Annotated in this window: 26 protein-coding genes and 1 tRNA gene; 14 read left to right on the top strand and 13 right to left on the bottom strand. The window is 43.0% G+C overall.

Annotated elements, in window-relative coordinates; translation table 11 throughout:
- Positions 1-5: 5 nt before the first annotated feature.
- Positions 6-989 (bottom strand): hypothetical protein, encoded by a 984-nt coding sequence (locus tag NMG48_RS17135; protein WP_271252665.1) that lies wholly within the window; start codon positions 987-989, stop codon positions 6-8.
- A gap of 19 nt (positions 990-1008) precedes the next feature.
- Between NMG48_RS17135 and NMG48_RS17130 the strand changes: the two genes are divergently transcribed.
- The 4 genes from NMG48_RS17130 to NMG48_RS17115 all read left to right on the top strand — a co-directional run bounded on the left by NMG48_RS17130 (position 1009) and on the right by NMG48_RS17115 (position 4702).
- Positions 1009-1935 (top strand): LysR family transcriptional regulator, encoded by a 927-nt coding sequence (locus tag NMG48_RS17130; protein WP_271252664.1) that lies wholly within the window; start codon positions 1009-1011, stop codon positions 1933-1935.
- Between the two features lie 90 nt (positions 1936-2025).
- Positions 2026-3072, top strand: coding sequence for a histidinol-phosphate transaminase (gene hisC / locus NMG48_RS17125; RefSeq protein ID WP_271252663.1), 1047 nt, complete (start codon positions 2026-2028; stop codon positions 3070-3072).
- A 31-nt stretch (positions 3073-3103) separates the two neighbouring features.
- A complete protein-coding gene (locus NMG48_RS17120) occupies positions 3104-4258 on the top strand; it encodes an AAA family ATPase (RefSeq protein WP_271252662.1) in 1155 nt (384 codons plus the stop codon).
- A 9-nt stretch (positions 4259-4267) separates the two neighbouring features.
- A complete protein-coding gene (locus tag NMG48_RS17115; protein ID WP_271252661.1) occupies positions 4268-4702 on the top strand; it encodes a hypothetical protein in 435 nt (144 codons plus the stop codon).
- A 4-nt stretch (positions 4703-4706) separates the two neighbouring features.
- On the opposite strand, the gene NMG48_RS17110 is transcribed toward NMG48_RS17115, so the two are convergent.
- A tRNA-Ala gene (locus NMG48_RS17110) sits at positions 4707-4779 on the bottom strand.
- Between the two features lie 60 nt (positions 4780-4839).
- On the bottom strand, positions 4840-5352 hold the full coding sequence (locus NMG48_RS17105; RefSeq protein ID WP_271252660.1) for a hypothetical protein: 513 nt from the start codon (positions 5350-5352) through the stop codon (positions 4840-4842).
- A gap of 222 nt (positions 5353-5574) precedes the next feature.
- Here NMG48_RS17105 and NMG48_RS17100 point away from each other — a divergent pair, with 222 nt between their 5' ends.
- The 3 genes from NMG48_RS17100 (at position 5575) to NMG48_RS17090 (ending at position 8829) form a co-directional block, all read left to right on the top strand.
- Entirely contained in the window at positions 5575-6471 is an 897-nt protein-coding gene (locus NMG48_RS17100) for a 4-hydroxybenzoate solanesyltransferase (RefSeq protein WP_271252659.1), read from the top strand.
- Positions 6472-6574: 103 nt separating this feature from the next.
- Positions 6575-6796, top strand: coding sequence for a Calvin cycle protein CP12 (locus tag NMG48_RS17095; protein ID WP_126387125.1), 222 nt, complete (start codon positions 6575-6577; stop codon positions 6794-6796).
- 290 nt (positions 6797-7086) lie between these two features.
- The gene (locus NMG48_RS17090; protein WP_271252658.1) at positions 7087-8829 is read left to right on the top strand and encodes a hypothetical protein; all 1743 of its coding nucleotides are present in this window, start codon (positions 7087-7089) and stop codon (positions 8827-8829) included.
- 28 nt (positions 8830-8857) lie between these two features.
- On the opposite strand, the gene NMG48_RS17085 is transcribed toward NMG48_RS17090, so the two are convergent.
- Together NMG48_RS17085 and NMG48_RS17080 are read right to left on the bottom strand one after the other, a co-directional pair.
- The gene (locus NMG48_RS17085; protein WP_271252657.1) at positions 8858-10123 is read right to left on the bottom strand and encodes a site-2 protease family protein; all 1266 of its coding nucleotides are present in this window, start codon (positions 10121-10123) and stop codon (positions 8858-8860) included.
- 81 nt (positions 10124-10204) lie between these two features.
- On the bottom strand, positions 10205-11275 hold the full coding sequence (locus NMG48_RS17080; RefSeq protein ID WP_271252656.1) for an LOG family protein: 1071 nt from the start codon (positions 11273-11275) through the stop codon (positions 10205-10207).
- Between the two features lie 214 nt (positions 11276-11489).
- On the opposite strand from NMG48_RS17080, the gene NMG48_RS17075 reads away from it, so the two are divergent.
- From NMG48_RS17075 to NMG48_RS17055, 5 genes are all read left to right on the top strand, one after another.
- Positions 11490-11786, top strand: coding sequence for a 2Fe-2S iron-sulfur cluster-binding protein (locus tag NMG48_RS17075; RefSeq protein WP_126387129.1), 297 nt, complete (start codon positions 11490-11492; stop codon positions 11784-11786).
- 159 nt (positions 11787-11945) lie between these two features.
- Complete coding sequence (gene dnaJ / locus NMG48_RS17070) at positions 11946-13073, top strand: molecular chaperone DnaJ (protein WP_271252655.1); 1128 nt, start codon at positions 11946-11948, stop codon at positions 13071-13073.
- 81 nt (positions 13074-13154) lie between these two features.
- Positions 13155-13388, top strand: a complete 234-nt coding sequence (locus NMG48_RS17065) for a sulfurtransferase TusA family protein (protein ID WP_126387131.1) — start codon at positions 13155-13157, stop codon at positions 13386-13388.
- Positions 13389-13401: 13 nt separating this feature from the next.
- Complete coding sequence (rsgA, locus tag NMG48_RS17060; RefSeq protein WP_271252654.1) at positions 13402-14472, top strand: small ribosomal subunit biogenesis GTPase RsgA; 1071 nt, start codon at positions 13402-13404, stop codon at positions 14470-14472.
- A 156-nt stretch (positions 14473-14628) separates the two neighbouring features.
- Positions 14629-15285, top strand: coding sequence for a PsbP-related protein (locus NMG48_RS17055; protein WP_271252653.1), 657 nt, complete (start codon positions 14629-14631; stop codon positions 15283-15285).
- A 40-nt stretch (positions 15286-15325) separates the two neighbouring features.
- Here NMG48_RS17055 and crtA read toward each other — a convergent pair whose 3' ends face one another.
- The 7 genes from crtA to NMG48_RS17020 form a co-directional block, all read right to left on the bottom strand.
- Positions 15326-16219, bottom strand: a complete 894-nt coding sequence (crtA, locus tag NMG48_RS17050) for a cyanoexosortase A (RefSeq protein WP_271252652.1) — start codon at positions 16217-16219, stop codon at positions 15326-15328.
- Positions 16220-16499: 280 nt separating this feature from the next.
- Positions 16500-17120, bottom strand: coding sequence for a cytochrome c oxidase subunit 3 (locus NMG48_RS17045; RefSeq protein WP_271252651.1), 621 nt, complete (start codon positions 17118-17120; stop codon positions 16500-16502).
- A gap of 97 nt (positions 17121-17217) precedes the next feature.
- Positions 17218-18870, bottom strand: coding sequence for a cytochrome c oxidase subunit I (ctaD, locus tag NMG48_RS17040; protein WP_271252650.1), 1653 nt, complete (start codon positions 18868-18870; stop codon positions 17218-17220).
- A gap of 96 nt (positions 18871-18966) precedes the next feature.
- Positions 18967-19953 (bottom strand): cytochrome c oxidase subunit II, encoded by a 987-nt coding sequence (locus NMG48_RS17035; RefSeq protein ID WP_271252649.1) that lies wholly within the window; start codon positions 19951-19953, stop codon positions 18967-18969.
- 254 nt (positions 19954-20207) lie between these two features.
- Positions 20208-21419 carry a bifunctional ornithine acetyltransferase/N-acetylglutamate synthase gene (gene argJ, locus NMG48_RS17030; RefSeq protein ID WP_271252648.1) on the bottom strand — a complete coding sequence of 404 codons (1212 nt, stop codon included), beginning with the start codon at positions 21417-21419 and terminating at the stop codon, positions 20208-20210.
- Between the two features lie 59 nt (positions 21420-21478).
- Complete coding sequence (locus tag NMG48_RS17025) at positions 21479-21952, bottom strand: acyl-CoA thioesterase (RefSeq protein ID WP_271252647.1); 474 nt, start codon at positions 21950-21952, stop codon at positions 21479-21481.
- Positions 21953-21976: 24 nt separating this feature from the next.
- A complete protein-coding gene (locus tag NMG48_RS17020) occupies positions 21977-22360 on the bottom strand; it encodes a DUF3110 domain-containing protein (protein ID WP_271252646.1) in 384 nt (127 codons plus the stop codon).
- Between the two features lie 187 nt (positions 22361-22547).
- Between NMG48_RS17020 and NMG48_RS17015 the strand changes: the two genes are divergently transcribed.
- A complete protein-coding gene (locus NMG48_RS17015) occupies positions 22548-23093 on the top strand; it encodes a WcaF family extracellular polysaccharide biosynthesis acetyltransferase (RefSeq protein ID WP_271252645.1) in 546 nt (181 codons plus the stop codon).
- 52 nt (positions 23094-23145) lie between these two features.
- Complete coding sequence (locus NMG48_RS17010) at positions 23146-24096, top strand: class I SAM-dependent methyltransferase (protein WP_271252644.1); 951 nt, start codon at positions 23146-23148, stop codon at positions 24094-24096.
- 29 nt (positions 24097-24125) lie between these two features.
- Here the strand turns inward: NMG48_RS17010 and NMG48_RS17005 are convergent, their stop codons facing one another.
- Positions 24126-25184, bottom strand: coding sequence for a pentapeptide repeat-containing protein (locus NMG48_RS17005; protein ID WP_271252643.1), 1059 nt, complete (start codon positions 25182-25184; stop codon positions 24126-24128).
- Between the last annotated feature and the right edge of the window lie 220 nt (positions 25185-25404).

Genomic DNA, 25404 nt, shown 5'->3' with positions numbered 1-25404 from the left:
CCTAATTAAGATGGTGTAAGGATCTGCTTTTGCCGACTATCGAGACAATCTTGTTCGAGCATTTGATCAAAATTACGAATTACCTGTTTACATCGCTTGATATATGCCGAAACCCATGACTGAATTTGTTGAAGTTGCTCTGGAGTACAGGCGATCGCACTTTGCTTGGGATGAGTTATTTGTCCATTTCGATCAACTTCAAACTCTTGGAGCCAAGTAGAGTCTGGGCGGCTCGATTTCCAGTAATTAGTGACAACAACCTTGCCAAGGTATTGGGTAGTAAAGTGGCTGAGTTTGTTTAAGGCCGATAAAAGTTCATCTAACTTATACTCTTGTGTACCAGTTTTCGCTGATACTTGCTTAGTATGGCTATCAGTAGCTTTATTAGTAGCAGCACTATTAACTGGTACTGCTGTAGATGATGCAGGAGGTGTTTGAGGCTTAGTTGTGCTTGGCTTAGTTATATTTGTCTGCTGAGTTTGTCCGTTTGCACTTGCAGGTGGTGCAGATTGCTTGAGATTAGTAAAGTTATGGGTGGCTGGACTATCTGCCACTGCTGCTTGGGCTGGTACTTTGGTACTATTTGCCGTCCAACTTGTGCTTGGCAAAGACTGCTGGGTCACCGAACCTAATAAGAGCTTAAAGTATGCGACTGTGTTGTATGTATCTGTTTCGATCAGATATTTGATTTTGGTAATACAGCGCCGATACTCGACTGATGCAAGCTCACTATCTGTAAGTACTAGCAGTACTAACCCATGCGTCAGTTTGTAGATAAATACAATATGACCTGCAAAGTGAAACTCAAAGGATTCAAATCCTTCTGGTAAGTTTTCGACAACTTGCAGCACTCCCTGACCTAATGCTTGTTTAGTCCTATCTAATACGGTATCTAGTCCGTAAAAATAGGGGCGCATACGGCGGTTTGTGAGGGCGATCCCCACAACTCCTGCTAAATTCAAAAAATCCTGAATGACCTCCCGACTCATCTTTTCTCACGCTGCTTCTATGATCGACATACCGTTCACCCTAGACCAATTACGCATTCTCAAGGCGATCGCTGCTGAAGGTAGCTTTAAACGCGCCGCCGATAGCCTTTATGTGTCTCAACCCGCCGTTAGCTTGCAAGTCCAACATCTAGAACGACAGCTAGATGTACCTTTGTTCGATCGCGGGGGCAGAAGGGCACAGTTGACGGAGGCTGGACAGTTGTTACTTTCCTATGGCGATCGCATTTTAAGCCTTTGTCAGGAAACTTGCCGTGCCATTGATGACTTACAAAATCTCAATGGTGGGACTCTAATTATAGGTGCTAGTCAAACAACTGGAACCTATCTAATACCACAAATGATTGGTTTATTTCGTAAAAAATACCCTGAAGTCTCGGTACAACTCCATGTCCATTCTACAAGGCGAACGGCTTGGAGTGTTGCGAATGGGCAAGTAGACTTGGCAATTATTGGTGGCGAGATTCCTGCGGATTTGGTGGATTCTTTAGAGGTTACCCCCTATGCTGAAGATGAGCTAGCGCTAATTCTACCAACTTCTCATGCTTTAGCACAGGTCGGGGCATTGCCCATTGATGAGTTATATAAGCTGCAATTTATTACCCTAGACTCGCAGTCAACCATTCGTAAGGCGATTGATCGGGTGTTGTTAGATAGCGGCGTTGATCCCCGTCAGTTAGAAATCGCGATGGAGCTAAATTCGATAGAAGCGATTAAAAATGCGGTACAGGCGGGTTTGGGGGCAGCATTTTTGTCAGTGACGGCGATCGAAAAGGAACTGCAAATGGGAGCTTTGCAGCAGGTCAGGATTGATGGGGTCGTAATTAAGCGCATGTTGTTACAAATTCGTAATCCCAATCGCTATCGGTCTAAGGCAACGGAGGCTTTTTGTAACGAAGTTCTACCAATATTTCGAGACAAGGCTTAGTAATAAGTAAAAGGGGGCGCAAAGCGCCCCCTTTTACTTAATGGTGATTGCGATACAATGGTAAACCTGACATAAATTTCACTCTGCGTTATGAGCTACTTCCGCCCTGCTATCGATGCGATGACTGGCTATGTTCCTGGGGAACAACCCAAGTCGGGGATTAAAGTTATCAAACTGAATACTAACGAAAATCCCTATCCACCCTCACCAAAGGCGATCGCCGCCTTGCAAACTATCGATAGTGATTCATTGCGGCGCTATCCCGACCCTTTCGCCCATGAATTTTGTCAAGCGGTAAGTGATGCTTTCAGTGTGCCTACAGATTGGGTGATTGTGGGCAATGGCAGTGATGATGTTTTAAATATTTTGATCAGGGCTTGTGCGGAAGGTCGCGATCGCAAGGTGGTTTATCCGATGCCAACCTATGTGTTATATCGCACCCTTGCAGCAATGCAACCATCGGAAACCGTAGAAGTCCCCTATGGTGAAAATTTTCAGTTGCCCATTGATGAACTTGTAGCGGCAAATGGCGCAGTAACTTTTATTGCTTCACCCAATAGTCCATCGGGTCATGCCGTTCCTCTTGATGATTTGCGCCAATTGGCAAAAAGAGTTTCAGGTATTGTGGCGATCGATGAAGCCTATGTCGATTTTGCAGAATACTCGGCTTTGCCCTTAGTGCAAGAATTTGACAACGTAATCGTATTACGCACTTTGTCCAAAGGTTATTCTCTTGCAGGGTTGCGTCTAGGCTTTGGCATTGCTAATCCCAAGCTTCTGTCTGGGCTATTTAAGGTCAAGGATAGCTATAACATTGATGCCGTAGCGATCGCAGTCGGTACTGCTGCCATGCGCGATCAAGAATACAAAACTACCAATGCCGAAAAAGTCAAAACCTCACGGACTAAACTTACTTTAGCTCTCAAAAATCTCGACTATACCGTACTAGAGTCCCACGGCAATTTTGTGCTTGCCACTCCACCCAAAGGCAACGCCGAAGAGATTTATTTAAAACTCAAAGAATCTGGCATTTTAGTCCGCTATTTCAATCAAGCAGGGCTAGCTGATAAGCTCCGCATTACCGTTGGTACTGACGAACAAAATCAGGCTCTAATCGATCTTTTATCTATCCTCTAGCATTTTCTAATTGACGTATGAGCTAATTCTTATGACACAGCTTAATATTAAAAATCTAGGTCAAATTAAAAGTGCAAATATAGATTTTGGAGATCTAACTCTTTTTGTTGGAGCGCAAGCTACAGGGAAAAGCATTTTATTACAACTCATAAAATTGTTATTTGATATCAGTAATATTAAAGATACTCTTTTAAAATATGGCTATGACTGGGATATGAACGTATCTAATTTCAGTGAGCTTTATTTTGGCGAGGGAATGCGTAATCTACTGAGCGACAGTACAGAAATAATTTGTGACAACATAAGAAATCCTCTAGATGAATTATTAAAAAATCGCTATCTCAGTAGTGATCCCGAACGTATATTTTTTGTACCTGCTCAACGTGTGTTGACTCTTGAGAATGGATGGCCGCGTTCATTTACTAGTTTTGCGATTGACTATCCTTATGTTGTTCGTCAATTTAGTGAACATCTACAATTATTGATGCAACAGGGATTTATTAATAAAGATAACGCTGTTTTTCCTCAAACAGGACAACTCAGACAAGATATAAGTGATGCTATTAATGCAAGTATTTTTCATGGTGCTAAAGTTGAATTAAATACAGTTGGGATGCGTAAACGCATTCAAATTAATGTTAATGGTAATTTGTTGCCATTTATGGCTTGGTCGGCTGGGCAAAGAGAATTTATGCCTTTACTCCTAGGTCTTTATTGGCTAATGCCCGTATTAGAGGATTCAAAGAAACCTGATATCGATTTTGTAGTTATTGAAGAACCAGAAATGGGTTTGCATCCTCGTGCAATTTTGTCAGTTATTTTGATGTGTTTAGAGCTTTTACACCGAGGTTATCGTTTACTTATTTCGACACATTCACCTGTTCTTTTAGAAGCAGTTTGGGCAATTCGCAACTTACAGAATAATAACTCTGATGTTAAATATCTCTATCAACTTTTCGATTTAAAACCATCACCACTGATTACCGAGCTTTTTGAAAATATTCTCAAAAACAAGAAATTTTCTACTTATTATTTCGACCAAAAAGAAGATGGTGTTGAGGTGCGTGATATTTCATCATTAGATCCATTTGATGAAGATTTATCAACAGCCGATTGGGGTGGTTTAACTAGTTTTAGTAGTAGAGCTTCTGAAGTTGTTTCTCAGGCAGTTCAAGACAAATTATAAGTTTTAAAAATGGATTTTAAAGAAGCAGTTTCTGCAACACCTTTACTAAAAGATGCTTATAGAAATGGCTTACAAGCGTTAGGAAATTATAGTAACAAAGTTAGACCTTCTGACACGAAAAAGTGTGAAGGTAGTGTCGATATTGATACTGCTGTTAAGGATATTTACCGTAATGCTTCACGTTGGGATTATGCAATTGGCTATGACGGAACAACATATTTCATTGAGGTGCATAGCGCTGATACATCTGAGGTTACATCGGTTTTAAAAAAATTTAGCTGGTTAAAAGAATTTTTAGTAACAGATGCTCCTGAATTAAATCAACAGCCAAAAAAGCGTTTTTATTGGATTAGTTCAGGTGGTAATAATATTTTAAAAGGAAGTCCCCAATCACGAAAACTAGCGCAATCTGGAATTACGCTTGATAGGCAACTTAATTTATAAGTAATGGAGAATAGGAGGCTCGAACCCCTGACCTCTGCGGTGCGATCGCAGCACTCTACCAACTGAGCTAATTCCCCAATCTAGGATATGTATATTAGCATATTTCAAAAACAAGGCGGCACTCAGTGCCGCCTTGTTTACTTATTGGTAGAAATCGGCGATCGCAACTCACTGCTCATCAAAAACCGCGTTATGGGCTGTTCATACCCTGAACCATCGGGAAACTCAACCATTAGTACAGGTTTTTTAATAGTTTCGGAGGGAATCTGAAGCATGTACACATAATCGCCATTATGAAATTCAAAATAAGTACCTTGATTGGGGTTATAGGTTCTCGCAGTAAGTTTTACCCCAGTAGTGCCATTTTTGTTCACACTGCGATAGTGCTTTGGTTGTGAAACATCCTTAAGATCAGCACAAATATACAAAGCATAGTCCTTAGTTTCCGCATAGGCGAGAATGCCACCTGTCCCCTCACAGGTTTTGTCATTAGCTAACTCATTGGTCAAGCCAGTAACTAAATGTTCCGCAGAAGCTTTACCTGCAATAGTAAATAAAGCCAAAGATAATCCTAACGACAGGGCAGTTAGAGCCTTTTGAGAAATAAGTTGCAAGCTAAATTTAGAAATATGTTTATTAATTGATCGCATCTCAAAACCTCATGATTTTGTTAATTGTTTCTGTTACTGCTTGTAACTAGTTACAGAGATGCTCGTAACTCCATCATGACCTTAACAATGATGAAAACCGTTGTAATCAGCAACTTTGCCTAAAATAGAATAGGCAGCGCAATCAAGATTCCTGTGGGCAGCATGAAATCCTGTCCACAGGAATTAAAATCTTTTATTCAGTAGACTTGGCAATCATTCACTATGAACTCAGGCATCACCAATAACGAATCAACATTTCACAAGGTTGTGCGTCTCTTGCGTTGGCATAAACCCGCAGGCAGATTGATTTTGATGTTGCCTGCGCTATGGGCAACCGTAGCAGCCGCTAAATCACAGCACCAACTGCCACCACTTGATTTATTAGGTGTAGTGATTCTTGGGAGCTTGGCAACTAGTGCCGCAGGTTGTGTCATTAATGATCTCTGGGATCGCGATATTGATCCACAAGTAGAACGCACAAAAAATCGACCCCTTGCTGAGCGATCGCTATCGATACAAGTGGGGATCGCCATTTTGCTAGTTTCTGGACTCTGTGCATTTTTACTATCAACCTATCTCAGTCCCCTTAGTTTTGGCTTATGTTTTGCTGCTGCCCCTGTAATTGCCATTTACCCTGCCTGTAAGCGCTTTTTCCCAGTACCACAGCTAGTACTTTCGATCGCATGGGGCTTTACGGTACTGATTCCTTGGAGTGCAGTTACAGGTGGACTCGATCACTATGCTTGGGCATTATGGTTAGCGGTAATTGCTTGGACAATGGGTTTTGATACTATTTATGCCATGAGCGATCGCGAGGATGATCTCAAGGTTGGAATTAATTCCAGTGCGCTCTTTTTTGGAAGATATGTAACGTTTGCGATCGCCATTTTTTTGACAATTACCCTAGGAAGCCTACTTTGGTTAGGTTGGGAGATGCAGCTCGGTTACACACACTACTTTGCTTGCTTGACGGCAGGAGTAATATGGATATGGCAATGTAACAGACTGACCCAAGCTGAAATTCCTGCCGAGTTATACCAAAAGGCTTTCGGTCAAAATGTATGGATCGGCTTTATCATACTGGCGGGAATGCTTCCATCGACCTTCAGCCTAGGCTAAATCCCTCATTCTTGAAGGCGATTTCCTACTCCTGACGTAAGATGGCTAGCAAGCATTAAGTCTGATAGGATCTAGATTACAGAATAGTAGAAACAAAAAATACATGAGCAATATTAAAGAGAAAATTCTAGAAGAAGTACAGCAAGCTAGAGAAACCTGTGAAGTTAGCGGTACTGGCTCTAAGGAATGTGCTGCTGCATGGGATGCAGTAGAAGAGTTACAAGCTGAAGCATCGCACCAAAAACAAGATAAGCCCAAGAACTCCCTTGAAATCTATTGCGATGATAATCCTGACGCTGCTGAATGTCGTTTATACGAAGATTAATTATCTAGGAAATCCACAAAAGAGAGGCAGCGCCATGCGTTATCTCTCTTTTGCTCCTAGTCCCAAAGAAGAAAGGATGCGCTTTGCGCATCCTTTCTTCTTTGGGACTAGGATTACGCTAAAATTTGTCTCTAAATTCACAAATTTGTAAAATTGTCAGTTACATTGTGAAAACTGCAAAGCCTATAGTTGAGTTAATTTGCGGTTTGATATTTTCTATACCAATGAGAAAATCGCAATGATTACGAAATAGGAATCGTCAGCAACTTGGAGCCAATTGGGAATAGGGTATGACACAACTAAGCGTTATGGAGTTGGCAAAGCAGGGTGATCCCCAAGCGATCGCTACTTTGATAAATCGCTCTTTAGAATCTAAAGGCATCCATGCCCAAGCAGCACTTGAGGGAGAATGTCTCAAAATTTCTTTACAAGCATCACAGATACCAAACCAAAAAGCAGTAATTACAATTATTCAACGGGGTATGCTGATTTTGCAGGTGGAGCAAATCAAACGGGTCAAGATTTTGACCTATCGCTCTGACAATAATTACCTAGCTTGGCAATATGAGATTTTCCTAAATCCTCATTCCAGACAATCATTACCTAGCCCAGTAATTGCTAATTCCTCAAATTTAGTACAAGATCCAAATATGAATCTTGTCAGTAATCCAAAAGGGGTTATCCTAGTACAAAAGTTGTCTCAAATTCAGCAAAACTTGCAGGAATATCAAGATATTATTGTGCGGTTTACCGATGAGCATGTTGGCACTGTCCGATGCTTGACTACTCTCACGGAATTAATTCAAGTAATTAGTAAGCCTAGCTTTTTATTTGCAGCAGTAGCTTCCAATCCAAACCTACGAAGTTTACTCGATACGATCGCTGAATCTAGCAAGACAGACGAAAATGGCGATCAAGTAATTACAAACCTATCAATATTACAACCTGGGCAACAATGGCAAAAAGCGAAGGTTCGACTTGTTACTAAAATATTTTTAGAACCTGCTCAAGATCAAGAGAATACAGAAGTAAACCACCAAGGTATTACTTTAGACTTGCAAGAAACACCACCCCAACCTAGTTCTTATCCTGTTTTAGAAAGCCCAAAACCCGAAATAGCACAATCTATATCTGATGAAACTATCACGGATCCTGTTCTAGAAAATTCTAATTCTGAAGTAATAACTCCCAATCCTCCGCAAACAGAAAAACCTGACTTTAATGCAAAGGAAGTTCCATTAGTATCTGGTACAAGTCCCAATACAGCAGATGCCCTGTTTGAAGATTTTCTAGAATCTTCATCATTAAGTACTGCATCACAGTCTAGTTTAGACTCTAATACAGCAGACACCCTATTTGAAGATTTTCTGGAGTCTCCGTCACCAAATTTGCCACCAAATATTTCATCAGTAGACAAACCATCTTCTCCATTAGCCAATAACGGCTCCGATCGTTCTCAAGACTCTCAAAGCTCCACTACTGTCGAATCATTATTTGATGACTTTATGACTGCTGGGTCAGCTAATAGTTATAGCGAGATGGGGATTAGCGATCGCAAGGAGTTAGAGGAACTACCTGTTAATCCAACTGTACTCCATAGGGTGAATGATGAGACTGCACCTACGGATTTAGATGATGACCTATTCAATGATTTCTCCTTTGATGTGCCGTCAATTGGGAGTGAGAAAAAATCATCTGATACTTTTACATCAGACAAAACGGATCTAAAAGAAGATATCGACTCAATAAAATCAAGAATTCCTAAACAGGATCTAGATAAATTGCTCCTATTAATGGATGAAGAGGATCAGACAAATGCAGAAGATCCAGCTATGCGCAATCAAAACTCAGACATAAAAGCAGACATCCCTAAAACCACAAAATCAGAAATTACTGATCTAGGAGCGATCACGATAGAGCGAATCTTGGGAAATATGGGGACTATTTCTCTAAATAAGGTTGAGTCAGACTCTAATCCTTCTATGGTGACTTTGGAAGACCTGTCTGGAGACTTAGATTCTTTAGGCTTTTAGTCTCCAATAGATACTTACAAACATTTTCCTATTTCTCATTTTGTATTAACTGTTCACAAATCTCACTCAGGCGCAAATTGGGTGGAAACTTTCCATCAGTTTTGATCTGTTTGATGAATTCAGAAGGAATACGCCATAGTAGTTTGCCATCAAGAGCTTTGATAATATCACCACGATCAATAACTCCTGCAACTGAGCCTACAGGCGATCGCACAATTACATAGCGCAACTGTTTTTGTTCCATGAGACTAATCACATTGAAAATGGGAGCTTTGAGATCAACTGTGTCAATTTCATCTAAGGGGGTTACTAAGGTCTGTAAAGATTTTGCTTCCCACTCATGACTGTCAATATGACGGATCGCTTCTGATGACACTAGACCACGATCTCTTCCATTTGCAGAAGCAATATAAATAGGATTGGCATCTTTTTCTTCCATAAGAAGAAATTTGTCTGCAAAGTCACGTAATGAGATATCAGCATCAACTAGGCGAAAATCTCTGGTCATGGCTGATTCGGCATTAATGGCTAGTAGTGCTTGCTGGAGGTTGTTTATATACAAATAGCTACCTGCATTACCAAATAGTAGCCAGCCTAACAATAGAAAAAATATGCCGAATAGCAAGTTACTGGCAAACACTAGTCCTGCATAAATCATGATGATTACGCTAACTACCTGCCCTGAACGCGCTGCCCAGCGAATTCCCGTAAAGCGATCGCCAGTTAATTTCCAAATAGCCGCTTTGAGAATATGACCGCCTGCAAAGGGAAGTGCAGGAATGAGGCTAAACACGCCAATAAATAGGTTTATTTGGGCAAAATACAAAGTGATTATTGCCCAGATAGCACGAATATTACCGATGCTTGTAGGCAAATTTTCGATGGCTTTAGGATTACTGGAAAGAAGGGAGTCTCCTGCAATTAGCCAAGCAATCGTAAATCCGATCACGCTTAAAACTAAGCTAACTAATGGACCAGAGATAGCAATGCTAAATACGGAGAATGGATCTTTGGCTTCCTGCTCAGTACTAGCGCCACCAATAAACTGAATGTTAACCGCATTGATCTCGACCCCCCTAAGCTTAGCCATAAGGGCATGAGCAATTTTATTAAATGCGATCGACAAAAAGAAGAGTATGGCGGTAATCACACCATAACCTAGGGAAAAGGATGGCGACAACTTGGCATAGGCATTTCCCAGTAAGATCGCAAGAATAGTAAGTACAAGAAACCATGATGAATCTACATATAGTGAGATACCAAAAATGCTGCCGATGCGGATACCGCCTCTCATGATGTGTTTTTCCTAGATCTGTTTACTGATTGGCGCTGAAAGCTCTTGATAACATTTTAACCATTAGCGATCGCTGCTTGATTAACGTTGTTCAGGGTGGCAAACCATTGGATTACCACTATCACAGGTGTCATTAATTGCTGTAATCAATTCTTGCAACCGCCCGAAACTATGTTGATTAAAGTGCATAGTTAACCGTGGCAAATCGATAATATGTTGCTCATTAGCTTCCTTGGGCAAAGCCTGACTACGCTCTATTTTACCCTTGATCAAAATATCGCTGAAGTTATCGTTTAAGCGCTCAAGATGCTCATCAGTAATTTCAAAATTTAAGCGAATTACAAACAAATCGCCCACCCATCGACAGGAATGATAAACACTGTAAAACGAAGAAATATATTGACAAGCCTCATCAATATCGTCAGTAATTTTGTAGAGACTGCGATCCTCCTTGACAATCAATCCCCTTGCAATCAACTGCTCTTGGACAAAAATATCCCATTGCTTCCAGTAATCACCGCCCTTCTTATCCATTAACACCATCGGGCGTGGCGTAGTCCGTCCCGTTTGGCAAAGCGTCAAACATTCAAAAAATTCATCCTGCGTACCAAATCCCCCAGGGAAAAGCGCGATCGCATCACTCTCTTTCACAAAATATAATTTGCGCGTAAAGAAATAGCGAAACTTAACCAGACGAGAATCTTCAGGTACAAAACCATTACTGGTTTGTTCAAAGGGCAAACTGATATTTAAGCCAAAGGAATTTTCTCCCGATCCCTCATTACCTGCCGCCATAATACCGCCCCCAGCTCCAGTAATTACCATAAAGCCCCTTTGGGTAATCTGCTCAGCAAACTCATAGGCTTGCCGATATTCAGGGGCATCCGAGTGGGTACGTGCCGAGCCGAAAATACTCACCTTGCGCTTAAAACGGTACGGATAAAACATGGCGATCGCCTTTTGCATATCCTGCAAAGAACCCGTCAAAATTTTCCAGTCGAGACGCTCAGCATCGGTCTGACTAAGTTGGGCGATCGCCTTTAAGGCACTGTAAATTAGCTCTCCATGCTCGGTCGATTCGAGATTATCAACCAGCTTATGCAAATCTTCTGCAAGAGCTTTAATATCTGAAGTTGAAGGAATTATAGCCATAAATATCATTTTAGTAGATGAGGGAGCTTGATCCTCGCACTCAATATCAAAACCCATAGGAGAGTTGCGACGCTTTGCGTCGCAACTCTCCTATGGGTTTTATATATTTATGGTTATACTTTGGCATCTACGTTTTTGGTTAGATTGCGATAAGCAACCATTTCGTAAGATACTTACTAAGTAATAAAAATTAACAAAGAATTAATACTCAGTTATGGCAAACATTACGTTTGTGAATGAAGGCAAGGAAGCGATCGCTATGGATGGCGCAAACCTCCGCATCAAGGCTCTCGAAAACAATATCGATATCTACAAATTTGTTGCGAAGCTCACTAACTGTAATGGTTATGGACAATGTGCCACCTGTGTTGTCGAGATTGTGGATGGACTAGAAAATCTATCCCCTAGAACTGAATTTGAAGAAAAAAAGCTTAAAAATAAATCTGCTAACTATCGTCTTGCTTGTCAGACATTAGTTAACGGCGATGTTAGCGTAAAGACAAAGCCCTAGTTTTGTGTGAAAATCTCGGTTTTGCTGAGATTTTCACAGAGATATGTGCGATATGTGCGGTAAAACGTACTCCCTACAAATATCCACAAACAAACGATAAGTGCTAGGTTAAACTAGAATAATTGTCCATGAATCCTTTAGGCGACAGAGAAACCCCCTATGGCGCGTGATTATTACGAAATCCTTGGAGTTGATCGCAATACTGACAAAGAGGAAATCAAACGAGCATATCGACGTTTAGCTCGAAAATATCACCCCGATGTCAATAAAGAAGCGGGGGCAGATGAACGATTTAAAGAAATTAATCGTGCTTACGAAGTTCTCTCAGAACCAGAGACTCGTGCACGTTATGACCGCTTTGGCGAAGCTGGCGTATCAGGCGGCGGTGGCGCACCTGATATGGGCGATATGGGTGGATTTGCTGATATCTTTGAAAGCTTCTTTAGTGGCTTTTCTAATACGGGGCAACAGCAAGCACGCCGTCGCAGTGGACCTACTCGCGGCGAAGATTTACGCTTCGATCTCAAGTTAGAATTTCGTGAAGCCGTATTTGGTGGCGAAAAGCAGATCAAAATTTCGCACTTAGAAACCTGTGGCACTTGTAGCGGCTCGGGGGCAAAAGCAGGAACTAGACCGCGTACTTGTGGCACTTGTAGCGGTACTGGTCAAGTACGTCGCGCCACACGTACCCCCTTTGGTAGTTTTACGCAGGTTTCTACCTGTCCTACCTGTAATGGTACTGGTCAAACCATTGAGGACAAATGCGAAAGCTGTAATGGTTTAGGGCTCAATCAAGTTACCAAGAAACTGAAAATCACCATTCCCGCAGGTGTTGATAGTGGTACAAGATTGCGTGTATCTAACGAAGGTGATGCAGGACAGCGTGGAGGTCCTTCGGGCGATCTCTATGTTTATCTATTCGTCCAAGCTGACAACGAGTTTGAGCGCGAAGGCATTAACATTCTTTCGGAAATCAAGATTAGCTACCTACAAGCCATCCTTGGTGACAAGATTACAATTAACACCGTTGATGGCAAGAAACCGCTCACAATTCCCGCAGGTACGCAACCTGATACAGTACTGACCCTAGAGGGATTAGGTGTACCTAAATTGGGCAATCCCGTCGCTCGTGGCGATCATTTAATCAGAGTCAAGATTGATATTCCGACCAAAATCGGTAGTGAAGAACGGGAAGTCCTCGAAAAGCTCAAAGAAAAGCAATTTGGGAATGCTGCTAAAGGTGGCATTGGCGATATTTTAGGCGGCATATTTGGCAACCAAAAGTAAAACCTAATAATTTAAAAAAGCCTTGCAAAGCAAGGCTTTTTTAAATTTATAATATTTTTTTCAAGAACAATTCAGAGATATATGTGCATTCAGGCTATCCAATCAATCGATTTACGCGGTGTTCCCTGTCCTCTTAGTTTTGTGCGGGCAAAATTGCATTTAGAAAAATTGGAAACAGGACAACTGCTGGAGGTTCTGCTCGATGGGGGGGAGCCGATTGAGCAAGTCCCCAATAGCCTTATTTCTGATGGACATAAGGTTAAGGGGATTGAAGAGCGCGATCGCTTTTTCGCATTAACAGTCCAAAAAGCATGATGCAAGTGTTCCTATGTTGGCTCTAAAAGGTACGGTCTTGGCTGTACAAGCCAACTTTTATCGGGTCAGGCTAGATCGAGCTTTCCGTTTAGAGTTGCTTGATGAATTTGGACAAAATACTAGTCAGCTTATTGATGAACTCCTCTGTACAAGACGCGCAAGACTAAAAAAAATTGGGCAGCAAATCTGTGTAGGTGATCGCGTTACTATCGAGGAACCCGACTGGCATGGTAGAAGGGGGGCAATCTCAGAAGTAGACCCACGCCGTAATTTGCTAGACCGTCCAACGGTAGCAAATGTTGATCGCATCTTATTAGTTTTTGCCCTTGCTGAGCCAAATCTTGATCCGCACCAACTTAGTCGCTTTTTGGTTAAAGCTGAAAGCACTCAGGTTGAGGTTTTGCTTTGCCTGAATAAGCGCGATTTAGTTAGTGATGAGGTATGGCAGTCTTGGAGCGATCGCCTCAAGTCTTGGGGATATCCTCCAGTTGCCATTAGCACCTATACCCATGAAGGGATTAATGAACTAGCTCAACATTTACAAACTGGTGTCACCGTCGTCGCAGGGCTATCGGGCGTTGGTAAATCCAGTCTAATTAATTTATTAATTCCCAATTTACAAGTTCGTGTTGGTGAAGTTTCTCAGCGATTGGGGCATGGGCGACATACAACGCGCCATGTTGAACTCTTTGCTTTGCCTGCGGGCGGCTATCTGGCGGATACCCCCGGATTCATGCAGCCCAATCTCACCGTAATTCCGCAAGAATTAGCGGATTGTTTTCCTGAAGCTAAGCAAAGATTAAGCGCTGGCGATGTCTGTCATTTTAATAATTGTTTACATCGTCGCGACGAGCCTAATTGCTTAGTACGCGGTGATTGGGAACGTTACGAGCATTACCTCGCCTATCTCGAAGAGGCGATCGCCTATCAACAAAAGCTCAAAAATACTACTACAGCTGATTCTTCGCTAAAAGTTAAAGATGCCAGTGATGGGAAACAACAGGAGCCAAGATTACTCAAAAAGCGCTACCGTCGTGAGTCGCGCCGCAGTGAACATCAAAATTTAGATGAAGATTTGGATTAATGTTTTGTGGAAGCGCACCCCGAAGGGGTGCGCTTCCACGAAGAAATGTGCTTTGCACATTCATTTAATTTCTGTTAATACTTTTGCAAGGCGCGATATAGTAGCTAACGAGCTTTATGCTTGTCCCCAAATCAAAGGTCATAGCTTAAATTAGATATGAAAAAGTATATTTCCCTTGCTGCTGGTTTAGTCTTATTTGCAGTCAGTGCTTGCACTCCCTCTACGCCTGTAGCTGATAATGCCACCCCTACAAAATCCGCATCACCTACAGCAACATCCTCAGAAAAGCCTTCAGAAAAACCCAAGGATAGTGCAACACCCAAAGCATCTGACAAACCAACCACCAATTCTGAGGGTTGGCAAGACTACAAATCTGCGGCTGGGAAATTTAGTATCCAGTTACCTAGCAAGCCACAGGAACAGTCCCAAGATCAGAAAACTGATGTGGGAACGATTAAGTTAAATATGGTAATTGCGGAAGCTAATGATTCAGGCTATTTTGTGGGTTATGCAGACTTTCCTAATAAGATCGCTAATCCTGCGGATGTCCAGAAGGGACTCTCAGATTCGGTAAAAGGCTCCGTTGGTAATCTGAAGGGAGAAATTAAGTCTGAGAAAGAATCTACTCTTGGTGATATTCCTTGCCGTGATTTTGAAGCTATTGGAAAGGTCAAAACGACAGATGTATCAATGAAAGGAAGGTTTTGCCTTGCCGACAATCGACTCTATCAGGTGTTTGCCTTAGGAGCAAAGGATAAGCTAGCAGCTACTGATGTCGATCGCTTTATTACTTCTTTTAAAATCGAAAAGTAATTTTTCCAAAAAAGAGGGGCGCTAAGCGCCCCTCTTTTTTTTAGGCTTCTTCGTATTCACCTTCATCATCGTCATCTCTAGTTAGCCAATTACAGAAAGCTAATAGAGCCGATACAGAAATAACTGAAAACATTTGTGAACCATCCCCATCATGCCAATATTTGAATAGGTCTGCTTGGTTAGAAATAGTCACCAGCAATGACACTCTCAAGGAATTAACAATAAAAGCGATCGCTACAGCCGAAGGAAACATAATCCACATATGGAATCGGGATACAGGAAAAACTAAGACAAACATCAAAGTAATGCGAAGGAGCATGAAAATTGGTGGCAGTCCTGCACAACCTCTAGCAACTTCCACCGCACCATAGGGACTGAGAATTGTTACTCCCTGTTGCACAACTTTTAAGCCTCCATACCACAATACAGAATTAGCAAATTGAGCAGTAAAGGCATTAACGGGGATAAATTTTTCGATCGCTGAGAATAAAAATGGAACAGGTGTTCCTAGCGTTGCTGTCAGCAAAATCGGCTGCCAATATTGCTTTAATCCTTTCCAACCTGAGGCAATTAGTGCCATCCCAATCGTTGACATCACAGGTGTAAGGATAAATAGAATATCGTAAACTCTACGGGTTAATAAGCTTTTAATTAGTACCCAAGTAATTAATAATGCACCAGTAGCAATCGCTGATGGTGTTGTCTCAAATTTGAAATTGTGGCGATTACGAATTACTAATAAAACCGCTACTGCCCAAGTCAAAATTACCATCGCTGTATCGTCAAGATTATCCCCCAGACGACATTGAAGTGCGACATTAATGGCGATGAGACTTACCCATGTTGCTAGTAACCAAAATTCTAATTTCCGCAATGTTTGTTGTAAGGAATTTAGGAAATCAGTAAAGTCACCGCGCAAAATATTGTTGAGCATGGCTAATTAGATTTAAAAGATTATCTTTAACTATAAAAGAGGCAGTGCTTTGCACTGCCTCTTTTATCATATTCTCACAAGTATAGTAATCCCAAATCATTTGTAGATTTTTAGGTTTGTGGAAGCGCACCCCAAAGGGGTGCGCTTCCACAAAGCATTTAGGATAGCTATATAGCCATACCTCAGAAAATTGAAAATCAAATCCAGTAAGGTTTTTAGATTGAAAAAACAGCAACGCCATTTCTGAAATCTAAAGCAATGACTATTTTTGGAATTGGAATTAGAGAATATAAAGTAACAGAAATAGAATAATCCAGACAATATCGACAAAGTGCCAATAGATGGAGGCAGCTTCGATGCCAAAATGACTGGTACTACTGTAATGTCCTGCCTTAAGCGATCGCACCAATACGGAAGCAATTAAGGTCAAACCGATGATGACGTGCAAACCATGAAAGCCTGTGAGGACATAAAAGGTACTCGCAAATAGGTTTGTGGTCAGCCCAAATTCTAAATGCTGGTATTCATAGATCTGCCCAGCAATGAAGATCGCGCCCATGATGAAGGTCGCGAGAAACCATAGCTGAGCAGCTTTAACTTTATTCTCTTTGATCGCGCTATCGGCTTGGTGAATCACAAAGCTACTCGATACCAGAATGATTGTGTTAATTCCGGGTAACAGAAGTTCGAGTTCAGGTGTGCCTTCGGGCGGCCATGAGGTGGCGACAGAGCGAAAGGTCAGGTAGGCGGCGAACAGCCCGAAGAAGAGCATTCCTTCAGAAATCAGGAAGACAATTAGTCCAAAAACCCTTAGGTCAGGATGTTCGGCATGACCCGTTGACTCATGGGCATGAATTGTATCTTCAGAGATTGTCGTAGTGGTAGCGATCGATCCTTGCATAGGTAAATGTTTGGATAATTTGGACTCAATTAGACAAGGGGCTTAAGCCCCTTGTTTTAGGAATTAGGCAAGAGGCTTAAGCCTCTTGTTTTAGGAATTAAGATACGGCGATCGCTTCTTGACGATCTTCTTTATACTCTTCACCGTAGTCATAAGGTCCTGTCGCTAGTACAGGATCGCCAACCCAGTTATGGGGAATAGGAGGCGAAGAGGTTGTCCATTCCAGAGTTAGGGCATTCCAAGGATTATCGGGAGCTTGCTCACCCTTAAACCAACTGTAAACGGCATTGATCACGAAAGGAACTGTAGAAAATGCCAAGATCAATGCGCCAATAGTACAGATCACATTAATGGGCGCAAATTGCGGATCGTACTGGGCAACGCGGCGCGGCATTCCCTGCAAACCAAGAATATGCATCGGACCAAAGGTTAAGTGCATTCCGATAAAGGTCAGCACAAAATGTATTTTGCCCCAAAATTCGTTCAACATCCGTCCAGTCATCTTGGGGAACCAGTGGTATAGACCAGCATAAATGCCAAACACACTGCCACCAAAGAGGACGTAATGGAAGTGAGCCACTACAAAATATGTATCATGAACATGGATATCAACGGGAGCCGAACCCAGCATAACGCCGCTCAAACCACCGATTAAGAAGGTGGAGATAAAGCCCATCGCAAAAAGCAAGGGACTATCTAAGCGCAACTTACCACCCCAAAGCGTAGCAACCCAGCTAAATACTTTGATGCCAGTTGGCACGGCAACTAGCAAAGTCGCCACCATAAAGAATACGCGCAACCAGTCAGGTGTACCACTGGTAAACATATGGTGCGCCCACACAAATAAGCCCAAAGCGCAAATCATCATGCTGGAATAGGCGATCGCCTTATATCCAAAAATCGGTTTGCGGCTGTGAGGTGGAATCACTTCAGAAATAATCCCAAATACAGGCAAAATCATCACATAGACGGCAGGGTGAGAATAGAACCAAAATAAGTGCTGATAGACAACGGGATCGCCACCGCCTGTGGGATTAAAGAAGTTAGTACCGATCAACAGGTCAAATCCTAGCAGCACCATTGCGCCAGCTAATACAGGGGTTGCCAATAGCGCCAATACCGATGTTGCCATCATCGCCCAGCAAAATAGAGGCATACTGAACAGATCCATCCCCTTCATCCGCATTGACCAGATCGTGACGATAAAATTCACCGCCGCCAAGATTGATGAAGTCCCCACCAAAAGGATGCTGAGAATCCAAATCGCTTGTCCGACATGCTCATCGGTCAAAATGCTCAAAGGTGGATAGGCTGTCCAGCCTGTGGAAGCAGGCCCTACAAAGAAGCTGCCCATGAGCAGGAGTCCCGCAGGAATCGTCAACCAAAAGGCGATCGCATTCAATTTTGGGAAAGCCATATCGCGCGCCCCAATCATCAGAGGCACAAGGTAATTGCCGAAACCACCCGTTACCGCAGGCACGATCCACAAAAAGATCATCACCGTACCGTGCATGGTAAACAGGCTGTTATAAAAAGCGGGATCAACGAGATCGGAATCGGGTGTAGCAAGCTCCACACGCACCGCCGAGGCGAGCGCCCCACCGATCAAATAAAACATAAATGACGTAACGAGATATTGAATCCCAATTACTTTGTGATCGACGCTAAAGGTAAAGAACTCCCACCAAGGAGTCTTTTGGGGTTCTGCCCCTGCGGTCGAGCTTTGAGTTGGAGTGAGAGTTTGGGTCATAGAGGAGATTGGTAATTGGTAATGAGGGATTGGTAATTGGTAATGGGGGATTGGCTTTTGGCTTTTTTAGCCTTTTTACTTTTGCCTTTTTACTTTTTACTTTTTACTTGTTATGCCCATCTGAGCGACCTTGCCTGCAAGGTATTCCTGCTCTGACATTTGGGATGGAGGACGTGAGGCGACGATCGCTTCTGGATCGTTGCTAGCGATTTCTTGCTGTTCTTTGAGCCACTTGGCATAGTCTTCGGGAGTATCAATCACCATAGTGGTACGCATACCGCCATGATAGGAACCGCACAGCTCAGCGCAGACGACAGGATATTCCCCAACAACACGGGGCGTAAATTCGAGATAGGTTTCACGTCCGGGGATTACGTCCTGTTTGATGCGTAATTGAGGAACCCAAAAAGCATGGAGAACATCAACAGCATTCATATTTAAACGAATCTTTTTGCCGACAGGCACATGTAATTCCGCAGTGGCAATTTCATCAGTGTAGTTAAAAACCCAAGCAAACTGCATGGCACTGACATTGATCGCGACAACATCGGAATCCTCTGATGGTATGACCCCCGCCATCATTACGCCATTATTATTCGACGAAGCTAGTGTTGCTTTCGATGTCATAGAGTTTGAGTGCATTCCACCACTTTCATGATGGGCAGCATGATCTACATGGGCAACGGCATTGTGCATTCCACCATGAGCCATACCACTCAGATCTTGTGTACCTTGCATCGCAGTATAGACATCAAAGCTATAGATCGCGACCCACATCACAATTACGGTAGGAATTGCTGTCCAAGCTATTTCGAGGGTTAGGTTCTCGTGGATTGCAGGTCCATCGGCTTCATCGCCTTTGCGCTTCCGAAATTTGATGATCGAATATAGCAAGACTCCCTCAACGATGAGGAAAAATCCCGCCGCGATCGCGAGGATCGTGTTGAATAAGCCGTCATACAGAGTAGCTTCATCACCTGCGGCAACGGGAAGCAAGCCATTGTTGCGACCATACCAAATGCTGGCGGCAATGATCAGCCCAATGATGACGACTATGGAAATTAGTTTGTTGTTTACTTTCATGGTGAGGTTGCCCTATCGTGCTGCTCCTACAAAGTGAATCGAAATCAATGGGAGCGTCCTAGCGGATATTTTGAGAATTAGGACAGATTGACATAGTGTCTATACTTGCATCTAATTCCAGAATGAGGGGCAATTGTTTGCAATCTTTTAGCAATTTCTTTGGGATCATGCTGAATAAATGAGGGCAGTGCTACGCACTGCCCTCATTTATTATTTAATTCCATTGCTCAGCAATGCCTAGCCTAACCCTAACTTTAGGTCGTATATTCAGCGTTGATTTTGACGTAATCGTAGCTGAGATCACAGCCCCAAGCTGTGCCACTGCCATCGCCATCGCCCACACCGACATTGATGATCACGGTGTCATTTTTGAGGTAGTCGCTGGCGGCGGCGCGATCGTAATCCTGTGGTGTGCCATCCTGCATCATCACAAAATTACCTAGTTGAATATTCAACACATCTTGATTAAAGTTCACATCTGCGCGTCCTGCAGCGGCAGCAATTCTGCCCCAGTTAGGATCATTACCAAAGACAGCAGATTTTACTAATGATGAGCCGACAATGGTTTTGGCAATTTTACGAGCATCCTCAGTGCTAGATGCTCCTGAAACATTGACCTCGATCATACAGGTTGCGCCTTCGCCATCGCGAGCGATCGCCTTAGCAAGACTCATACATACTTCTTGCAGCATCGCTTGTAATTGTTGCGCCGCAGGAGAGCTTTCGTCATCAATGTTTACGCCTGACTGTCCATTGCTCAGGGCTAGCACCATGTCATTGGTACTAGTATCACCATCGACGGTGACTTGGTTAAAACTTGCCTCGATTGAGCTTGACAGCATTTTTTGCCAGAGCTTGGGTTCGACACCCGCATCACAGGTGACAAATCCGAGCATCGTTGCCATATTGGGGTGAATCATGCCCGAACCTTTACAGATGCCGCCAATTCTCACAGGCTTACCATCAATTACGGTTTCCAAGGCAATACTTTTCGGCACAGTATCGGTAGTCATGATCGCTTTGGAGGCAGCTTCACCACCATCGGGTGAAATTAGGGTTGCAATTTTGGCAATGCCTGCCCGCATTTTGTCCATGAGCAGTTGCTTGCCGATGACACCCGTTGATGCAACTAAAACACCATCTTCGGTAGCTAAAGCTTTTTGGACGAGTTCCGCACATTCCACGGCATTACGCCAACCTTCTTCGCCTGTACTGGCATTGGCTTGACCCGCATTGCAGAGAATTGCGCTGACCTTACCACCCTTGGCTAAGACTTCACGATTAAAGTCCACACAGGCAGCACGAACACAGGATTTGGTAAATACTCCTGCGGCGATCGCAGGTACATCAGATGCAATTAGAGTTAAGTCAGGTGCGCCCGATGGTTTCAATCCTGCGGTGATTCCTGCAGCTTTATAGCCCTTAGCGGCAGTCACGCCGCCTGCAATTACTTGCCAATCTGCCATAATTTTCTTAATTTCCTCATTTAATAGTCATTTGAGCCACGCTAAGCGTGGCTCAATATCTAAATTCCTGTAAGTTTGGCGATCGCCCCTTCTAAAGAGCTTGGTAGCGATCGCAACAACTTACGTTTCTCAAAATCTACAGGTACGAGTGTCACCGTTGCTGTTACACATAGATCTGTTTCTGTACGAATTTGATATTCCCAGTTTAGACGTACCTTATCTGGCACAAGCTTCGTCATGACCAGCACATCATCTCCCATCCTTGCTGAACGGTGATAACGCAAAGACATCTCTGCTACAGGTAAATCCACCCCTGCCGAGACTAGTTCCTCAAAGCTCATCCCCACTGTCCGCAAGCATTCTACCCTTGCCTCTTCCATCCAAGTTAAGTACATACCATGCCAAACTACACCTGAATAGTCCGTATGGTGGGGATAGACCCGCACAGGGTAGTTAAACCAACCATCATTGGTATTAGTTGGTTGAAATTTAGTAATCTCACTGGTTAGAGTTGTAGAAGGTAAATCTGCCATTGTGGTCATACCTAGAATAAATAACTACAGTAAATTCTCTAGGCGGCGACGCATCATGGCAATTACGGGATCTTCGACTATGAGTTCCTCTTCTGGTTCTGACTGATCCTTTTCAAGATCCTTAGACCAATCAGTTTTATCAACATTTTTCTCAGGGGGAACTAGCAGACCTTCGGTTGGCACAATGTTTAGTTCATAGTCTGCATCTCGACAAAATGCTTCTAAATCTTCACTGTCAATGCTTTCTACTGTTGGCGATAAAAAATCCTGCGCTTCTAGTAGACCTGCATAACGAATTGCATCATCCTCTTGCTCAAAAGCAATCACAATGTTGTTGCCTTCAATTTCTAGGGTGTAGATACCTTCATTATCGGTGTTGGCGTTAAACAGCAATACCCAAACTTGCATAGAAAAAACTCGACCATTAGAAAAGCCTTAATATTGTATAGCACGCTTATATACCTATCGCTAAGCTCACCCTATGGGCGAACTCTAAGTAGGTAAGGATGGGCGGCGCTTTGCGCCGCCCATCCTTACCACAATACAGACTACCAGCTTAGCGATGATTAAAAATTTTTAATGGGGAGTTGCAACTTTGCGTCTCGATCGCTACACCACAGGAACTTACACCATCGGCGCACCACTTTGGAAACAAGTGATTTGGTACTTTATCGGCGCACCAATTGTGCGGAGTTACTTGATCCCTTTTTCGGGATTGAAAGTACTTATTTTGCGATGGTTCGGCGCAAAAATTGGTCAGGGTGTGCGGATTAAAACAGGTGTGCGCGTTAAATTTCCTTGGCGGCTAATTATCAAAGATTTTGTCTGGATTGGTGAAGATACTTGGCTAGATAATCTTGACTTAATTACGATTGAGAGCCATTGCTGCATATCCCAAGGTGTATATCTCTGCACTGGCAATCACGACTGGGGCGATCGCGATTTTGCTTTGCGTACTGCCCCCATTTATATCGAATCAGGCAGTTGGATTGCTGCCCGTGCAACTATTGCCGCAGGGGTTAGAGTCGGTCAAGGAGCAGTTTTGGGCTTAGGCAGTGTGGCGACGCGATCGCTAGAACCAATGACAATTTATATGGGCAATCCTGCGATCGCCGTTAAGTCACGTAGAATCAAAGAGTAGCAAGCTAAGCTTGCTACTCTTTGATTTTAGAAATTATATTTTTTAAATTATTATGACTGTTGCCAATTCAGCCCCTAGCCCCAAAATTGGACTAGCTTCACGATTAGTTAATGGCATTTTAGCGATTAGCCCTTTATTTAATATTGCCAAACAACGCGCTCGGAAGATGATGATCGAACGCGCCGAGTCAATGGGCGTAAACTGGCGACAAATTGTTGCTGATTTGCAAAAACAAGATCTTGATGGCGAACTTGCCAAAGTCCAAAATCCTAATGTTAAGTATCCCGAATATTACCTCAAGCATTTCCACGCCTATGAAGAAGGCAATCTCGGCTGGCTACCTGCAACGGAAGTAGAAGTTGCTGCCTATGCTGTGCATTCACGGATTTGGAATGATGCGGAACCTCCTGTAAAAGGTGATTCCCGTCTACGTCAAAGCTATATTGATATTGTCAAAGAAAAGCTTCTTAATGCACCTCAAGATATTCTCGATATTGGTTGCAGCGTGGGGATGAGTACTTTCGTATTACACAATGCTTATCCACAGGCAAAAATTACAGGCTTGGATTTATCTCCCCATTTTTTAGCGATCGCAAATTACAATACGCGCACTAAGCATCCTGAGTTAATAGAATCACAACAAATCAACTGGATTCACGCCGCCGCCGAAAATACAGGCTTACCCGATGCTTCCTTTGATTTTGTTTCCTGTTTTCTCCTATTTCACGAATTGCCTCAAGATGCGACGCGCCAAATTTTGCGTGAAATCCGTCGTGTCCTGCGTCCCAATGGTTACTTCACACTTATGGATATGAATCCCTACTCGGATATCTATCTCAAAATGCCCCCTTACATTCTGACTTTACTCAAAAGTACAGAACCCTATCTCGATCAATACTTCTCCTTTGATCTTGCAGCAGAGTTAGTTGCCGCAGGTTTTGAAGCTCCTAGCATTACTGCCAACACTCCGCGCCATCGGACAGTAATCGCTAAAGCTGCATAAATAATAGAGGAACGCTTTGCGTTCCTCTATTATTTGTGGACTTTTCCATCGGGTAGGGTTGCACCTTTGAGAATTGCACCAACTAGATTGGCACTGCTTAATTCCGCACGATTGAGAACTGCATCGGTTAAATCTGCATTAGCCAGATTTGTTCGAGCGAGATATGCCTCAATGAGATTAGTCCGCACCAAAATTGCATCTCTCAGATCCGCACGACTGAGATCAGCACGGGAAAACTTGGCATCAGTTAAGTCAGTCCCCTGCATCTTAACTCGGCTTGCCTTAATGTCTGCCATCACTGCACTCCGCAACGACACACCGTTAAAGTCAGCATCAATGAGAATCGCTCTTTCTAATTTGGCATTATTGAGAACTGCACCTGACAGCGTTGCATTACTGAGATTTGCTTCACTGAGAAAGATCCCCTGCATATTAGCATTATTCAGTTTTGCTTCTTGGAGATTTGCTCCACTAAGAGTTGCCTCTTGAAGATTAGCTCCACGGAGATCTGCCTTCTGCAAATCTGCTCCAGATAGATTGGCTCCCCGCAAGTCAGCCCCAGATAGATTTGCCCCATTCAGACTGGCAATACTGCGCTTTTTTCTATTAGAATCAAGATCATGCTGATCGCCAACAGCCCTTTCCTGTCTGAGGTTTGCACCTCTCATGCAGGCTCCAACAAGGTTAGCTCCATTTAAGTTAACCGTTCGCATATCAGCTTCGATTAAGTTTGTATCCATTAAATTTGCCAAACTGAGATTAGCACCAAATAGAGTTGCACCTTGGAGACTTGCACCATGCAGATCAGCATTGGACAGATTGACATTACTTAAACTCGCTTGGTTGAGGTTGGCTCCACATAGATGTGCGCCCATCATCACGGCTCCACGCAAATTAGCACGAGTTAGACAAGCAAAGGTTAAAACGGTACTGTTGAGGTAAGCTTTAGATAAATTGACATCTAACCAATCGGTACGGCTGAGATTTGCGCCACTGAGTTTGATGCCAGTAAGATTGATGCCGCTAAAGTCGCGATCGCCTTTTGCATAACGTCGCAAAATATCTTGAGGAGTGAGCGCTGCATCCATACTTGAAAAACCTCATTAAAAAGTACCATTTTGGTAATGAAATGCTCTGCTCCACACAGAAATTCATTACTGGTTTAGAACTACCAACCAAGGTAGCCATAAACTGGAGAAAATAACCTCATGACAGTAATTATAGAGGTTTTCATTGTGACTACAGCACAATGAAAACCTCTATAAATTACTGTTCGTTCCGCAAAACTGTTTTGATGACTTAAGGATG

Source organism: Pseudanabaena sp. Chao 1811, from assembly GCF_027942295.1.
Lineage (GTDB): Bacteria > Cyanobacteriota > Cyanobacteriia > Pseudanabaenales > Pseudanabaenaceae > Pseudanabaena.
The sequence above is the reverse complement of the archived record's forward strand: the minus strand, read 5'-3'. Positions and strand labels throughout refer to the sequence as shown.